This is a genomic window from Nocardia abscessus NBRC 100374, assembly GCF_000308455.1.
Lineage (GTDB): Bacteria > Actinomycetota > Actinomycetes > Mycobacteriales > Mycobacteriaceae > Nocardia > Nocardia abscessus.
This window is the reverse complement of sequence record NZ_BAFP01000106.1, coordinates 59,380-73,728: the sequence shown is the minus strand read 5'-3', so window position 1 is coordinate 73,728 and position 14,349 is coordinate 59,380. Positions and strand designations below refer to the sequence as shown.

15 protein-coding genes and 1 pseudogene are annotated in these 14,349 nt (G+C 67.3%); 11 read left to right on the top strand and 5 right to left on the bottom strand.

Annotation, left to right across the window (positions count from 1 at the left end; translation table 11 throughout):
* Nucleotides 1–266: pseudogene (locus ON19_RS21775) on the bottom strand (molybdopterin molybdotransferase MoeA); the annotation flags it as partial.
* A 177-nt stretch (nt 267–443) separates the two neighbouring features.
* On the opposite strand from ON19_RS21775, the gene moaA reads away from it, so the two are divergent.
* The 5 genes from moaA (at nt 444) to ON19_RS21755 (ending at nt 4,035) form a co-directional block, all read left to right on the top strand.
* Nucleotides 444–1,502: a GTP 3',8-cyclase MoaA gene (gene moaA / locus ON19_RS21770; RefSeq protein WP_043695904.1), complete on the top strand. Its 1,059-nt coding sequence runs from the start codon at nt 444–446 to the stop codon at nt 1,500–1,502.
* Nucleotides 1,495–1,737, top strand: a complete 243-nt coding sequence (locus ON19_RS21765; RefSeq protein WP_043695901.1) for a MoaD/ThiS family protein — start codon at nt 1,495–1,497, stop codon at nt 1,735–1,737. Before moaA ends, ON19_RS21765 begins: the two co-directional genes overlap by 8 nt.
* A 58-nt stretch (nt 1,738–1,795) precedes the next feature.
* Nucleotides 1,796–1,984, top strand: a complete 189-nt coding sequence (locus ON19_RS42075) for a DUF1801 domain-containing protein (RefSeq protein ID WP_218006460.1) — start codon at nt 1,796–1,798, stop codon at nt 1,982–1,984.
* 102 nt (nt 1,985–2,086) lie between these two features.
* Nucleotides 2,087–2,800 carry a YciI family protein gene (locus ON19_RS21760; protein ID WP_043695898.1) on the top strand — a complete coding sequence of 238 codons (714 nt, stop codon included), beginning with the start codon at nt 2,087–2,089 and terminating at the stop codon, nt 2,798–2,800.
* Nucleotides 2,801–2,802: 2 nt separating this feature from the next.
* Nucleotides 2,803–4,035: an RNA polymerase sigma factor gene (locus tag ON19_RS21755; protein ID WP_043695896.1), complete on the top strand. Its 1,233-nt coding sequence runs from the start codon at nt 2,803–2,805 to the stop codon at nt 4,033–4,035.
* A gap of 4 nt (nt 4,036–4,039) precedes the next feature.
* Here ON19_RS21755 and nadE read toward each other — a convergent pair whose 3' ends face one another.
* A complete protein-coding gene (nadE, locus tag ON19_RS21750) occupies nt 4,040–4,864 on the bottom strand; it encodes an NAD(+) synthase (RefSeq protein WP_043695893.1) in 825 nt (274 codons plus the stop codon).
* A gap of 22 nt (nt 4,865–4,886) precedes the next feature.
* Complete coding sequence (locus ON19_RS21745; protein WP_043695941.1) at nt 4,887–5,492, bottom strand: TetR/AcrR family transcriptional regulator; 606 nt, start codon at nt 5,490–5,492, stop codon at nt 4,887–4,889.
* 138 nt (nt 5,493–5,630) lie between these two features.
* Here ON19_RS21745 and ON19_RS21740 point away from each other — a divergent pair, with 138 nt between their 5' ends.
* The 5 genes from ON19_RS21740 (at nt 5,631) to ON19_RS21720 (ending at nt 10,495) form a co-directional block, all read left to right on the top strand.
* Complete coding sequence (locus ON19_RS21740) at nt 5,631–6,257, top strand: NAD(P)H-dependent oxidoreductase (protein ID WP_051169153.1); 627 nt, start codon at nt 5,631–5,633, stop codon at nt 6,255–6,257.
* A 427-nt stretch (nt 6,258–6,684) separates the two neighbouring features.
* The gene (locus ON19_RS21735; protein ID WP_039799742.1) at nt 6,685–6,918 is read left to right on the top strand and encodes a redoxin NrdH; all 234 of its coding nucleotides are present in this window, start codon (nt 6,685–6,687) and stop codon (nt 6,916–6,918) included.
* A 70-nt stretch (nt 6,919–6,988) separates the two neighbouring features.
* Nucleotides 6,989–7,450: a class Ib ribonucleoside-diphosphate reductase assembly flavoprotein NrdI gene (gene nrdI / locus ON19_RS21730; protein WP_043695890.1), complete on the top strand. Its 462-nt coding sequence runs from the start codon at nt 6,989–6,991 to the stop codon at nt 7,448–7,450.
* 62 nt (nt 7,451–7,512) lie between these two features.
* A complete protein-coding gene (nrdE, locus tag ON19_RS21725; RefSeq protein ID WP_255218402.1) occupies nt 7,513–9,594 on the top strand; it encodes a class 1b ribonucleoside-diphosphate reductase subunit alpha in 2,082 nt (693 codons plus the stop codon).
* Nucleotides 9,595–9,673: 79 nt separating this feature from the next.
* A complete protein-coding gene (locus ON19_RS21720) occupies nt 9,674–10,495 on the top strand; it encodes an SAM-dependent methyltransferase (RefSeq protein ID WP_043695884.1) in 822 nt (273 codons plus the stop codon).
* A 244-nt stretch (nt 10,496–10,739) separates the two neighbouring features.
* Here ON19_RS21720 and ON19_RS21715 read toward each other — a convergent pair whose 3' ends face one another.
* Entirely contained in the window at nt 10,740–11,732 is a 993-nt protein-coding gene (locus tag ON19_RS21715) for an LLM class F420-dependent oxidoreductase (RefSeq protein ID WP_043695881.1), read from the bottom strand.
* Between the two features lie 328 nt (nt 11,733–12,060).
* On the opposite strand from ON19_RS21715, the gene ON19_RS21710 reads away from it, so the two are divergent.
* Entirely contained in the window at nt 12,061–12,525 is a 465-nt protein-coding gene (locus ON19_RS21710; RefSeq protein WP_083899535.1) for a hypothetical protein, read from the top strand.
* A 274-nt stretch (nt 12,526–12,799) separates the two neighbouring features.
* Here ON19_RS21710 and ON19_RS21705 read toward each other — a convergent pair whose 3' ends face one another.
* Nucleotides 12,800–14,053 carry a cytochrome P450 gene (locus ON19_RS21705; protein ID WP_051169152.1) on the bottom strand — a complete coding sequence of 418 codons (1,254 nt, stop codon included), beginning with the start codon at nt 14,051–14,053 and terminating at the stop codon, nt 12,800–12,802.
* Nucleotides 14,054–14,349 lie beyond the last annotated feature (296 nt).

The following is a 14,349-nucleotide window of genomic DNA, read 5'->3' as shown; positions in this document are numbered from 1 at the left end:
CCCGCCGCGATCACGCCGGTCAAGGGCAGGGTGACCGGAGCGACCAGCACCGATGCCGCGCGCACCGCGTATCCGTCCATCGCGGAGTTGCGGAATACCGGCAGCTCGATCGGCGAACGGACGTCCTCGGCCACCTGCCTGCCCAGCGCCCGTGGCACCGCGACGGACTCGACCGCGCGCGCGGCAAGCGGCCGCAGCAGCTGTTCGATGCTGTCGCGGTAGTCGTCGACGGGCCTGGCCGAGAGGCCGGCGGGCCGAGGGTTCATGCGAGTCAGCCTAACGCCCGATCGGAGCGGTTTTCCGCCGCTGGCGCCGGGCGCCGGTTCGCCAGCGGGTCGCTCGGCGCCGCGGGCAGGCGCCTCACCGCCGGTTCGCGATCGCGGTGAGCCGCGGACGGGTATTCCGCCCGCTGACGAATCGGGACAGGCGGTCATAATGGACGTGTGACTCTGGTCGAGATCGGGATTCCCGCCGTGCGTTCCGGGCGTCCCTCGCTCGCCGGCCGTCCCGACACCCCCCACTTGCTGGATCGTTTCGGACGCGTCGCCCGCGACCTGCGCATATCCATCACCGAGAAGTGCTCGCTGCGCTGTACCTATTGCATGCCGGAGGAGGGGCTGCCGGAGATCCCCCGGCACGAACTGCTCACAGTGGACGAGATCGTGCGGCTGGTGCGCCTCGCGGTGCGCGATCTGGGTGTGCGTGAGGTTCGCTTCACCGGGGGTGAGCCGCTGATGCGCCGAGATCTGGAACACATCATCTCCGGTTGCCATGCCGAGGTGCCGCACATCCCGCTGGCCATGACGACCAACGGCATCGGGCTCGAGCACCGCGCGTTCGGCCTCGCCGCCGCGGGCCTGCACCGAGTGAACGTGTCGCTGGACACCGTCGACCGGGCCGGTTTCGCGCGGCTGACGCGCCGCGACCGTCTCGAATCGGTGTTCGCGGGCATTCGCGCCGCCCGTGCCGCGGGGCTGGCCCCGATCAAGGTCAATGCCGTCTTGATGCGCGAAACCCTGTCCGGCGCGGCGAATCTGCTGCGCTGGTGTCTGGACGAGAGCTGCGAGCTGCGTTTCATCGAGGAAATGCCGCTCGACGCCGACCACGAGTGGGCCCGCGCCAACATGGTCACCGCCGCCGAACTGCTCGAGGTGCTCGGCACCCGGTTCGACCTCACCGAGGTCGGCCGCGCCGATCCGTCGGCTCCGGCGGAGAAGTGGCTGGTCGACGGCGGCCCCGGCACCGTGGGCATCATCGCCACGGTGACCCGCAAGTTCTGCGACACCTGCGACCGCACGCGGCTCACCGCCGACGGCATGCTGCGCTCCTGTCTGTTCAGCGACCAGGAGTTCGATCTGCGCCAGGCGCTGCGCTCCGGCGCCGACGACGAGGAGGTCGCGACCCTCTGGCGCGGCGCGATGTGGAACAAGTGGGCAGGTCACGGCATCGATGCCGAGGGCTTCGTCCCCCCGGAGCGGACGATGGGAGCCATCGGTGGTTGAGATCCGCTATTTCGCCGCCATCGCCGACGCCGTCGGCAAGGACAGCGAAACCCTGGACTTACCGGCCGGGGCCACGGTGGCCGACCTGCGTTCGGCCCTATCGGCGACCTACGGTCCGGATCTGGACAAGATGCTGTCGGTGTGCGCGTACCTGATCGGCGACGAACTCACCCGGGATCCCACATCCGCGCTCAGCCCGCGCGTCGACGTCTTGCCCCCTTTCGCGGGCGGATAGACCGCGGCCCTCCGCATTGCGGTCTACAGTCGTGCCGTGGTGCAGAGCGAGGCGAGCGATGTCGACGGCTACCTGGCCGAGGCGCTTGCTGCGCACCGACGTCCGCGCGGCCTTCGTCGACCGTCTGGCCGGGCACGACATGGGCAAAGGCTGCATCCGTTTCCGAACGCCGGAGCGGATCGATTTCGAGCTGGTCCGGGACCTTCTGCGCGCCACAGTGGCGGGTGAAGGCGGGCTGGTCTGCTGAGACAACGCGAAATTTTCGCAGGGGTGTAGAGAACAGCCCACGCGGTTCGTCGTCCGAGTAGAAGGGGTATCCGAGCCCCTCGATGCGAGGAAGGATGACGCTATGCACTACCTGGCGACACTGGTAGGACGCGAAGACGGGTCGGGCGTGCGGCCGGGCACACCGGAGTTCGACGCCGAGGTGGCGAAGTACGCGGCGTTCGAGGAGCGTGAGGCCGCCGCGGTCGCGGGCGGTGTGGCGCTGTTCCCCTCCGCCGACGCGCTGCACATCCGGCGCGCGGGCGGGCAAGTGCTCGTCACCGACGGCCCGTTCGCGGAGCAGGCCGAGGTGGTGGGCGGGTTCTACGTCTTCGAGGCCGCCGACCTGGATGAAGCCATCCGGCTGGCGCGCCGGGTGCCCGCGGCCGAGGACGGAGCGGTCGAGGTGCGTCCCATGGTGATGTGGTCGCCGCACGACACCCCCCGCGCGGATTGGTGGCTGGCGCTGCTGTGGGAGGCACCGGACGCGGTGATCGCGCCGGACGCTCCGGAGTGGGACGCCGCGGTCGCCGAGCACCAGCGCTTCGGCGAGAAGTACGCGGCGGCCCTCCGCGGCGGCGGGGCGCTGCAACCGCCGTCTTCGGCGACCACGGTCCGGGTGCGCGACGGGAAAGTGCTGCTCACCGACGGGCCGTTCGCGGAACTGGCCGAGGTGGTCGACGGGCTGTACCTGTTCGCCGCGCCGGACCGCGAGCAGGCGGCCCAGATCGCGTCGGCCATCCCGCTCGGCGAGCGCGGGCGCACCGAGCTGCGCCGGGTCGTGGATCTGGGCGACTGACGGTGCGGACGAGCCCGGCCGCGACGATCGACGCCGTCTACCGCGCCGAGTTCGGCCGGGCGCTGGCGACGGTGGCCAGGACGGTCGGCGACATCGGACTGGCCGAGGACGCCGTGCAGGAGGCGTTCGCCGACGCCGTGCGCACCTGGCCCGAGCGCGGGCTGCCGTCGAACCCCGGCGCGTGGATCACCACGGCCGCCCGCAATCGGGCGCTGGACCGGCTGCGGCGCGAATCGGTGCGGGCGGCCAAGGAATACGACGCGGTCCGCACCCGGGCGCCGAACGAGGAGGACGAGGTGTCCGCGGTGCCGGACGACCAGTTGCGGATGATCTTCGCCTGCTGCCACCCGGCACTGGCGCGGCCCGCGCAGGTGGCTCTGACGCTGCGCCTGGTGTGCGGGTTGCGGACCGCCGAGATCGCGCGGGCCTTCCTGCAACCGGAACACACGGTCGCGCAGCGGCTCACGCGCGCGAAGGCGAAGATCCGCCAGGCGGGCATACCGTTGCGGGTGCCGCCCGCGCACCTGATGCCCGAGCGGGTGCCCGGTGTGCTGGCGTGCGTGTATCTGGTGTTCACCGAAGGGTATTCCGCCACAGCGGGACCCACCGCGGTGCGCGACGAACTGTGCGACGAGGCGATCCGGCTCGGCAGGTTGCTGTGCCGGTTGCTGCCGCACGAGTCCGAGGCGCGCGCGTTGCTGGCGCTGATGCTGTTGCAGGACAGCCGTAGGGAGCAGCGGCGGCGCGCCGACGGGGAATCGGTACCGCTGGAGGAGCAGGATCGGTCCCGGTGGGACCGCGCGATGATCCGGGCGGGACTGGCGTGCCTGCGGTCCGCCGAAACCGACGGCGCGGGCCCGTACCTGGTGCAGGCGCGCATCGCCGCCGCGCACGCCACGGCGCCGAGCTGGGCGCGGACCGATTGGCACGCGATCGTCGCCGGGTACGACGAGCTGCTGCGGCTCACCCCGTCGCCCGCCGTGTCGGTGAACCGCGCCGTGGCCGTGGGGTTTTCCCGGGGGTTCGACGCGGGCTTGGCCGCCCTCGACGAGATCGCCCGCGACCCGCGGCTGACCGGGTCGCACGTGATTCCCGCGACCCGCGCCGATCTGCTGCGGCGCAGCGGTCGTCAGCGGGAGGCCGCGCGGAACTACCGGGCGGCGCTGGAACTCGCGGGCAACGATCAGGTGCGGCGGTTCCTGGCGCGCCGTCTCGCGGAATGCGCGCCGGTCTAGGCGCTCAGCGCCACCAGGTGTCCAGCGGAGTCACCGGGACGGTGCGCTTGTGGCGGGTGTCGCGGAAGATCTTCTCCAGCCGCTCGGCGACCTCGGGAGTGACCTCCTTGCCCTCCAAGTAGTCGTCGATCTCGCTGTAGCGCAGGCCGAGCGCCTCCTCGTCGGGCAGGGCGGGCCGGTCGTCCTCCAGATCGGCGGTGGGCACCTTGGACCAGATGCCGGCGGGCGCGCCGAGTTCCTGCAGCAGTGCCGCGCCCTGACGCTTGGTGAGACCGGTCAGCGGGGTCAGGTCGACGCCGCCGTCGCCGTACTTGGTGAAGAAACCGGTGACCGCCTCGGCCGCGTGGTCGGTGCCGACGACGAGCAGGTTCTCCTGCCCGGCCAGCGCGTACTGGATCACCATGCGTTCGCGGGCTTTGATGTTGCCGCGCACGAAGTCGCGCAGGTTGTCCACCTGCAACCCGGACGCCGCCTCGGCGGCCGCCGCGTTCGCGCTGGGGCGGACGTTCACCACCACTTGCCGATCGGGCTGGACGAAGGCCAGCGCGGTCCGCGCATCGGCCTCGTCGGCCTGCACGCCGTAGGGCAGCCGGACGGCGAGAAAGGTCGCGTCCACGCCGTCGGCGCGCAGTTCCTCGACCGCGAGCTGGCACAGCCGGCCGGCGAGCGCGCTGTCCTGCCCCCCGCTGATGCCGAGGACGAAACCTCGTGCGGGAGTGGCGTTCAGATAATCCTTGAGGAAATCGACCCGGCGGCGCACCTCGTCTTTCGGTTCGATGCTCGGCAGGACGCCCAATTCACTGATGATCTGTTCGCGCAGATTCCCCATGGCGCCCGAGTCTACTGGCCGATCACCGGGCGACAACGCGCCGAACGACGCTCTCCCAGTTGTCGCCGATCTGCTCTCGGGTATAGCCGAGAACCTGCATCTGGTGCATGATCAGCGCCGCGCCCAGCATCGCCAGCAGCCAGTCGGCGACCAGCAGGAGGTCACCGGGCGCGTCGGCCTGCCGCAACAGCATCACGACGTGCGCGCGCAGCAATCCGTACGGCCCGCCGGAATAGCGGTCACCGGCCTCGCCGAGTTCGGCGGCGCGATGCAGTTCGCCTTCCACTTCGATGTCCAAGAGCCGGGCCCGCCCGAACGCGACCAGCCGTTCCACCGGGGGTGCGCCGGGACCCAGCGGCGGTGGTCCGAAGATGAACGACTCCTGGTACTTCCGTTCCGAGTGGTCCAGCAGCGCGAGCATCAGGCCGGACCGGCTGCCGAACCGGCGGAACACCGTCCCCTTGCCGACTCCGGCGCGTTTGGCCAGCGCGTCCATGGTGAGGCTGTCCACGCCCTGCTCCCGCACCAGCTGCTGCGCCGCGTCCAGCAGCAGTCGGCGGTTGCGCGCCGCGTCGGCGCGCTCGGCGGGCTCCGACGTGCCGAGCAGCGGCGCGCCGACGTCGAGCAGTCGGCGCGGGCCGGACGCGTCGTGTGTGGGGTAGTTCACAGCGCTCACGCAGACTCCGCGGGAAGTATTCGGACCGTGGTCCGGTTAGTGTGTGGTGAACGTAAGGACACCACACCATTCAGTACACCAGGAGTCGTCATGAGTGAGCGAAGCGAGCAAATCGTCAACCCAGCGTCCGTTGACTCCGGCGAAGCCGGGAGTCGGACCCGCGTTCTCGCACTCGTCGGCAGCCTGCGTGCCGCCTCGGTCAACCGGCGGCTCGCCGAGGCCGCCGCGCATACCGCGCCGGAAGGTGTCGAGGTCACCCTCTATGACGGACTCGCCGACATCCCGTTCTACAACGAGGACATCGATGTCCCCGGCGCCGTTCCAGCGGCCGCCCAGGCGCTGCGCGACGCGGTCGCCGAGGCGGACGGCCTGCTGGTCGTGACGCCGGAGTACAACGGCACGCTGTCGGCGGTGCTGAAGAACGCGATCGACTGGGCTTCCCGCCCGTACGGCGCGGGCGCCATCAAGGGCAAGCCCGCTGCAGTGGTGAGCGCGTCGATCAGCCCGAACGCGGCGCAGTGGGCGCACGGTGACGCGGTGAAGGCGCTCGGTGTGGCGGGCGCGCAGGTGGTCGAGTCCGCGCATCTGCACTTCGGGGTCGTCGGCGAGCGGTTCGGCGCCGGGCATCCGCGTGACGACGCCGAGGCGCTGACCCAGTTGGCCGGTACCGTGCGCGAACTGGTCGAGGCCACGCGCGGCGAATTGGCGTCGGTGTAAGCTCCATCTCCGGTCTCGAACGAGGGTCATCGCTGCGCGCGCAGCGGTGGCCCTCTTCGCTTGCCAGATGGTTTGCTGAAAGTATGCTGACACGCTGAACAGTGATCTGCGCCACTGTTTGATCCGGGGGTGAATCGAGCGTCCTGGTACTTCTCTCGATGGAATTTCATCAATGTGACTCGCTACATGTCGTGTTGTAGGAATCTGTCGGCCACTAGGTGTAGTGTCTTCGCTACTGGAAGACGGCGAGAGGCCCCCCTCGCTAGGAGTCGGTCACGCGTGGCTGATCAGGGGATTCGAGTCCGGCTCCAGGAGTTTGCGCAGCATACGTGATCGTGCATCGCCAGCGACTGCTTGCAGGTCGCTCGAAACGATCGGCATAGGGATCTCAGGCTGTGGATCAGGCACAAGGAGAGAGGGACATCAATTGACCGTCACTGTGTACACCAAGCCCGCTTGCGTCCAGTGCAACGCCACCTACAAGGCCCTCGACAAGGCCGGGGTGGACTACGAGGTCATCGACATCTCGGAGAACGACGAGGCGCGTGACTACGTCATGGCCCTCGGGTACTTGCAGGCGCCGGTCGTGGTGGCGGGGGACGATCACTGGTCGGGTTTCCGTCCCGACCGGATCAAGTCGCTCGCGACAGTGGCGGCCTGAGGCGCTTCCACCGCTTCAGGTTCATCCGAAGGGCGAGCGCCGCGGCGCTCGGCGAGAGAGGAAGGCGACCATGCCGGACACGACGGCGCTGGTCTACTTCTCCAGCGCTTCGGAGAACACGCATCGCTTCGTCGAGAAGCTGGGTCTCCCGGCGACTCGCATACCACTGCACACCGCCGACTCGCTGCGCGTAGACGATCCGTACGTGCTGATCGTCCCCACCTATGGGGGCGGTCGGCACGTGCTCGGGGGCGACCGTTCCGACAAAGATTTCGTACCGCGGCAGGTCGCGAAGTTCCTCAACGATCCGCACAACCGGGCGCTGTTGCGTGGCGTCATCGCGGCGGGGAACACGAACTTCGGCGACACCTTCTGCTATGCGGGCGAGCTGATCGCACGCAAGTGCGGCGTGCCGTACCTGTATCGCTTCGAACTCATGGGAACCGCTGAGGACGTCGAACGCGTCCGAGAGGGATTGGGATTGTTTTGGCAACAGCAACGACAGCACCGGCCGGAAAAACAGCTCGCTTAGAGCAGCCCCCGGTCCGCGGCGCCGAAGCGGGCGAGGTCCTCGACTACCACGCCCTCAACGCCATGCTGAACCTGTACGGTCCGGACGGCGAGATCCAGTTCGACAAGGACCGTGAGGCCGCCAACCAGTACTTCCTGCAGCACGTCAATCAGAACACCGTCTTCTTCCACAACCTGGACGAGAAGCTGGACTACCTGGTCGACGAGAACTACTACGAGGCAGAGGTTCTCGACCAGTACAGCCGCGAGTTCATCAAGAAGCTGTTCAAGCGGGCCTACGCCAAGAAGTTCCGGTTCCCGACCTTCCTCGGCGCCTTCAAGTACTACACCTCGTACACGCTGAAGACCTTCGACGGCAAGCGCTACCTGGAGCGGTTCGAGGACCGGGTGTGCATGGTCGCGCTCACGCTCGCCGCCGGTGACGAAGAGCTGGCGGGCAAGCTGGTCGACGAGATCATCGACGGCCGTTTCCAGCCGGCCACCCCGACCTTCCTGAACTCGGGCAAGAAGCAGCGCGGCGAGCCGGTGTCGTGCTTCCTGCTGCGCATCGAGGACAACATGGAGTCCATCGGGCGCTCGATCAACTCCGCGCTGCAGCTGTCCAAGCGCGGCGGCGGGGTCGCGTTGCTGCTGAGCAACATCCGCGAGCACGGCGCGCCGATCAAGAAGATCGAGAACCAGAGCTCGGGCGTCATCCCGATCATGAAGCTGCTCGAGGACTCCTTCTCCTACGCCAACCAGCTCGGCGCGCGTCAGGGCGCGGGCGCGGTCTACCTGCACGCGCACCACCCGGACATCTACCGGTTCCTGGACACCAAGCGGGAGAACGCGGACGAGAAGATCCGCATCAAGACCCTCTCGCTGGGCGTGGTCATCCCGGACATCACCTTCGAGCTGGCCAAGAAGAACGAGGACATGTACCTGTTCTCGCCCTACGACGTCGAGCGCATCTACGGCAAGCCGTTCGCCGACATCGACGTCACCGAGAAGTACTACGAGATGGTCGACGACAAGCGCATCCGCAAGTCGAAGATCAAGGCGCGCGAGTTCTTCCAGACCATCGCCGAGCTGCAGTTCGAGTCCGGCTACCCGTACATCATGTTCGAGGACACGGTGAACCGCGCGAACCCGATCGCGGGCAAGATCACCCACTCCAACCTGTGCTCGGAGATCCTGCAGGTCTCCACGCCCTCGGAATTCAACGACGACCTGTCCTACGCCAAGGTGGGCAAGGACATCTCCTGCAACCTCGGGTCGCTGAACATCGCCAAGACGATGGACTCACCCGACTTCGCGCAGACCATCGAGGTGGCCATCCGGGCGCTGACCGCGGTATCGGACCAGACCCACATCTACTCGGTGCCGTCCATCGAGCAGGGCAACAACACCTCGCACGCCATCGGCCTCGGGCAGATGAATCTGCACGGCTATCTGGCGCGGGAACGGGTCCACTACGGGTCCGAAGAAGGCATCGACTTCACCAACATCTACTTCTACACCGTGGTCTACCACGCGATCCGGGCGTCGAACCGGATCGCGATCGAGCGCGGCACGTACTTCGGCGGTTTCCCCGAATCGAAGTACGCCAGCGGCGAGTACTTCGACAGGTACACCGATCAGGCGTGGGAGCCGAAGACCGATCGCGTCCGGCAACTGTTCGCCGACGCGGGCGTGCACATCCCGACCCAGGAGGACTGGCGGGAGCTGAAGGCCTCGGTCATGGCACACGGCATCTACAACCAGAACCTGCAGGCGGTGCCGCCGACCGGGTCGATCTCCTACATCAACCACTCCACCAGCTCCATCCACCCGGTGGCGTCGAAGATCGAGATCCGCAAGGAAGGCAAGATCGGGCGGGTCTACTACCCGGCGCCCTACATGACCAACGACAACCTCGAGTACTACGAGGACGCCTACGAGATCGGCTACGAGAAGATCATCGACACCTACGCCGCGGCCACCCAGCACGTGGACCAGGGTCTGTCGCTGACGCTGTTCTTCAAGGACTCCGCCACCACCCGCGACCTCAACCGCGCCCAGATCTACGCCTGGCGCAAGGGCATCAAGACCCTCTACTACATCCGGCTGCGCCAGATGGCCCTGGAGGGAACCGAAGTCGAGGGTTGCGTTTCCTGCATGCTGTAGTTGCCGTCGCTGCGGCAGTGCCCGGATCGCTTCTGGAATATGCTGGCGCAGAAGCGATCTGGCAGCGATAGGAACGACGATGACCGATCTCGGCGGCGACGCAGCGCCGCACCGGCCGATTCACGACCCGAGCGTGCCGAGCAGCGCCCGAATATACGACTACGTCCTGGGTGGGAAAGACCATTACCAGGCGGATCGGGACGCGGCCGAGAAGGTGGTCGCGGCGTTTCCCACCGCCCGTGTCGCGGCTCGGCAGAACCGGCTGTTCATGCACCGCGCGGTGAACGCCCTCACCGCGCTGGGCGTGACACAGTTCCTCGACATCGGCACCGGCATCCCCACCGAGCCGAACCTGCACCAGGTGGCCCAGGCGCCGCAGCCCGCTGCGCGTGTGGTCTACGTGGACAACGACCCGATCGTGTTGAGCCACGCCCGTGCGCTGCTCACCGGCACCCCGGAGGGACGCACCGCCTACGTCGATGCCGACCTGAAAGCTCCCGCGGCGATCCTGTCCGCGCCCGCACTCCTCGACACCCTGGACCTGAAGCGCCCGGTAGCACTGAGCCTGGTGGCCGTGCTGCATTTCCTGTCCGACGAGCACAAACCCTACGCAATCGTCGAGACATTGCTGGACGCCCTTGCCCCGGGTTCGTTCCTCGTGGTTTCGCATATCACCGCCGACCTCGAACCGGAGATCATGTCCGACGCCCTCGCCGTGTACCGGCAGAGCGGGGTCTACGCCCAAGCGCGCACACGGGACGAATTCGCCCAATTCTTCACCGGATTGGAACTGCTGGACCCGGGAGTCGTCGTCGCCAACCAGTGGCGCCCGGCGACCGAGTCACCGGCATGGCTCGACGCGCAAGTGAACTGCTGGAGCGCGGTCGGCCGAAAGCGGTGAACTCTGTTTGTTCGGCAGCGCCTGCGGCGCTGCGTGTTCGCGGCCCCTTATGTCTCGCGCCCGAGCAACCGAGACTCGCGCCTACGGCGCATGCGCTTCGGTTGCTCGGGCGCGAGACGGCCGCGAACGGTCGCTCGTAAGACTCGCTCCGTCGGTGGTGGGTAAGCGGTGAGCTGGGCTTCGAGGTTCTGCAGGGGCAGGAATTCGAGGGCTCGGCCGCTCGAGGGACCTGCCCCGTGGTGGGTCAGCTCAGTGCCGGGATCACTTCGCGTTCGAAGAGTTCGATGCCGGAGGTGTCGTAGGCGGATTCGGGGAAGTTGAGGATGGCGTAGCCGAGGCCGAGAGCTCGGACCTGGCCGAGGTTTTCGATGATCTGCTCGGGGGTGCCGACGGCGGCGGAGCCGCGGTAGACGTCGTCGATGTGGGTCTTGGCTCCGTCGGCGCCGATGAAAGGGGTCAGGCGCGCGGCCAGGGTCGCGAGGCGCTCCTCGACTTCGGCCTGCGTCGAACCGATCGCGACGTTGAAGTTCGACGTGCGCACGATGGCGTCGAAGTCGGTGCCGACCTCCGCGCAGTGGGTGCGCAGGATGTCGGACTTGCGGGTGAACTCCTCGGGATTACCGCTGAAATTGGTGTACTGCGCGTATTTCGCGGCGATGCGCAGTGTCTTCTTCTCGCCGCCTCCCGCGATCCAGAGCGGAATTCCGTTCTCCTGCAAGGGGAACGGACGCACGATGGCGCCGTCGACCTGGTAGTGCTTGCCGTCGAGTGTGGCCGAGCCCGTCGTCCATGCCTGCCGGAAGATCTGCACACCTTCGTCGAGACGGCCCAGTCGTTCGCCCGCGGACGGGAAGCCGTAGCCGTAGGCGCGCCATTCGTGTTCGTACCAGCCACCGCCGATGCCCATCTCGACGCGGCCGCCGGAGATCAGGTCGACCGTCGCGGCGACCTTGGCCAGGTAGGCCGGGTTGCGGTAGCTGATCGCGGTACACATCTGGCCCAGGCGGACGCGTGCGGTGGCCGCGGCGAACGCCGACATCAGCGTCCATGCTTCGTGCGTCGCCTCTTCGGTGGGGACCGGGACGGTGTGGAAGTGGTCGTAGACCCACAGCGATTCCCACGCCGGGTTCGCGTCGGCGCGCTGGGCGAGGTCTCGCATCACCCCCCACTGGTCCGCCGGGTCGATGCCCACCAGATCGAGCCGCCAACCCTGCGGAATGAAGATGCCGAAGCGCACGAAAATCTCCTCCGTGTGTACCCGCCGCGGCGAACGCCGCAGCCTCCGTACCTCACTGTTCCCAGTCCGCGGCTCCTGGGCAACCGTTCGGCGCTCGACGCATCGAATTCGGCCAGGAATGCGCTCTCCACCGAGGCCCGCCCTACAACCGGATCGTCACAGGCCAGGTCGCCATGCCACCGAGTACTGCCAGCGGAAAAATCCGCTGGCGGAAGACGGTGCGATTGCCGCACGCTGGAACCGTATGAACGAAGTGAGAAGACACTCGAACGAAGAAAGGCAACCTCGACTCGGCGTCGATTTCGGCCGGGTCATCCAAGGGGCAGCCATGGCGCCGGGCGACGAGGACACGGTATTCCTCTCCGGCGGACTCGAAGAGGCGCTGCGTACGCCGCCCACCACAGGCGCTTTCGAAGTCCTGCCACGTCTGGTCCGGCGCTTCGAGGGGCGCGCCTGGGTCATTTCCAAATGCGGCCCCCGGATCGAGCAGCGCACCCGCCAGTGGCTCGATCACCACGACTTCTACGACCGGACCGGGATCGCACGCGAGAACGTGCGCTTCTGCCGCGCGCGGGCGGACAAGGCGGTGCACTGCGCCGAACTCGGCATCACGCACATGATCGACGATCGCCTCGACGTGCACCGGGCGCTGTGCGATCTGGTGCCGTACCGGTTGCTGTTCGGCGTGCAGCCGGAGCCGATTCCCGGCTGGGTGCGCCACGTCGCGACCTGGGACGATGTGGAGCGCGCCGTGCTCGAGACGACCGATCCGACACCGCCGGTGCGCTCGTAGTCCGGTGTGTGCCCGGAATTCGTGCACCCATCGCAGTCGGAAGTGGTGGTGCTATCGATCGGCAGCCCGTGGGCCGCTCCCGGACCCGGGAATCGTCGTCGCCGACCAGTGGCGCCCGCAGGCCGAGTCACCGGCATGGCTCGACTCGCAAGTGAATCGCTGGAGCGCGGTCGCCCATAAGCGGTGAACGCTGTGTCCCGGCAGCCCGTCCCCAGAGTGATTACTCATCCGCTCGATGCACGGCGAGCACCGATGATGGTAACCGGTCAGCCGATCATGTCGTCCGTTCGGTCAGCGTCGCAATGACCGGGAACTTGGTGTTGAGGGTCAGCGCGGAAGTCGGGGTGAGGTCTGGGTTCTCGATGGCGAACTCGAACCGTCGCATGATGGTCGCGAGCGCGAGTTGCATCTCCATCATCGCGAACGCGTTGCCGATGCAGAGGTGCCCGCCCGCACCGAAGGGCAGATACACGTTCCGGTCACGGGCGGCGATCGCGTCGGCGGTGAAGCGGTCCGGGTCGAAGGTGTCCGGCTGGTCCCAGCACTCGGGATTCCGGTGTGCATGGTAATAGCTGAACATCAGCGGAGTGCCTGCCGGAATGTGGTAGCCCCCGATCTCGTCGTCCTCGGCGGCACGACGTTGTCCCATCCATGCCGGTGGCTTGAGCCGCAGCACCTCCTCCAGCACCTGCTTGCTGTAGGGCAGTGCGGGCAAGTCGCTCATGGTGGCGTGCCCACCGGACAACGCGGCGTCAACCTCATCGCGCAGCTGCCGCCGCACTTCCGGATGCAGTTGCAGCAGTAGCATGGCTGACGTCATGGCCGAGGCGCTGGTCTCGTGACCAGCGAAGAGCATGGTGACGACCTCGTCGCGCAGCTCCCGGTCGGTGAGGCTCTCGTCGGTATCGGCGTCTGTGGCGTTGATGAGCATGGATAGCAGGCCATCGTTGTCGGTGTCGCGCAACTTGTCGATCACCTTGTAGACGATGGCATCCATCTCGGCAATAGCGCGCCAGAAGCGTCGGTGACTCGGCGTCGGAAACTTCAGTGGTACCAGGGGCATTCGCACGAACTTGCCCAATTCGGCATTCACCTTCTGCGTCGCGCGGGAGAAGCCGCTGACCTCCGGGCCGTGGGGATCCAGTCCGAACAGCGCCCGCACCACGATCCGCAATGTGAGGTGGCTCATCTGCTCGCCGATGTCGATCCATCGTCCGGCGTGGGCATGTTCGGCCCATTCGTCGCACATGGACTCGATCTCGGCGACCATGATCTCGCTGAGCGCGTTGATCCTCTTGTGGTGAAAGGCGGGTTGGACGAGGCGGCGGTTGCGTCGCCACCGGCTGTGGTCGGCGATGGTCGCCAGCCCGCGCCCCACGAACGGTTCGATGATGCCGTACATCTGGGTCTCGCGGGTGAAGTTGGCCATGCGTTCCTGCAAGATGTACTTGATGTGGTGGGGATGGGTGATCCCGACCATGTCCCCGGTGATCAGCTGGAACCGAAAGACGTCGCCGTGCCGAGTCATGGAGTCGGAGAGAAACGTAATCGGATCGGTTACAAAGCGTTTGGTGTTGCGGAGGCGGCCCGCGGCCATCGGGGGTTGCCCGCTGGCGACGGAAGAAGTGGCAGACATGAAAAGGAAGTAAACCCGACCGACCGGACATCCGTCGGAGTATGACAAAGGTGGTGAAATCCACTCTCGCAACAGGATTCTTGTGGCGGCGGTGTGAGACCGGCCCGAACGCCTCGAGGACGGCTCGGCTGGTCCCGCTGTCCGCTCTCACGTGCGATTCGACGCTCGGCGTCCGGCGACACACGGCG

Bases quoted from the DNA above. Each gene is read 5' to 3' on its own strand.
- ON19_RS42075 (WP_218006460.1), top strand. From the start codon at position 1,796: ATGTCGACGGCTACCTGGCCGAGGCGCTTGCTGCGCACCGACGTCCGC.
- ON19_RS21760 (WP_043695898.1), top strand. From the start codon at position 2,087: ATGCACTACCTGGCGACACTGGTAGGACGCGAAGACGGGTCGGGCGTG.
- nadE (WP_043695893.1), bottom strand. From the start codon at position 4,864: ATGGGGAATCTGCGCGAACAGATCATCAGTGAATTGGGCGTCCTGCCG.
- ON19_RS21740 (WP_051169153.1), top strand. From the start codon at position 5,631: ATGAGTGAGCGAAGCGAGCAAATCGTCAACCCAGCGTCCGTTGACTCC.
- nrdI (WP_043695890.1), top strand. From the start codon at position 6,989: ATGCCGGACACGACGGCGCTGGTCTACTTCTCCAGCGCTTCGGAGAAC.
- nrdE (WP_255218402.1), top strand. From the start codon at position 7,513: ATGCTGAACCTGTACGGTCCGGACGGCGAGATCCAGTTCGACAAGGAC.
- ON19_RS21720 (WP_043695884.1), top strand. From the start codon at position 9,674: ATGACCGATCTCGGCGGCGACGCAGCGCCGCACCGGCCGATTCACGAC.
- ON19_RS21710 (WP_083899535.1), top strand. From the start codon at position 12,061: ATGGCGCCGGGCGACGAGGACACGGTATTCCTCTCCGGCGGACTCGAA.
- ON19_RS21705 (WP_051169152.1), bottom strand. From the start codon at position 14,053: ATGACTCGGCACGGCGACGTCTTTCGGTTCCAGCTGATCACCGGGGAC.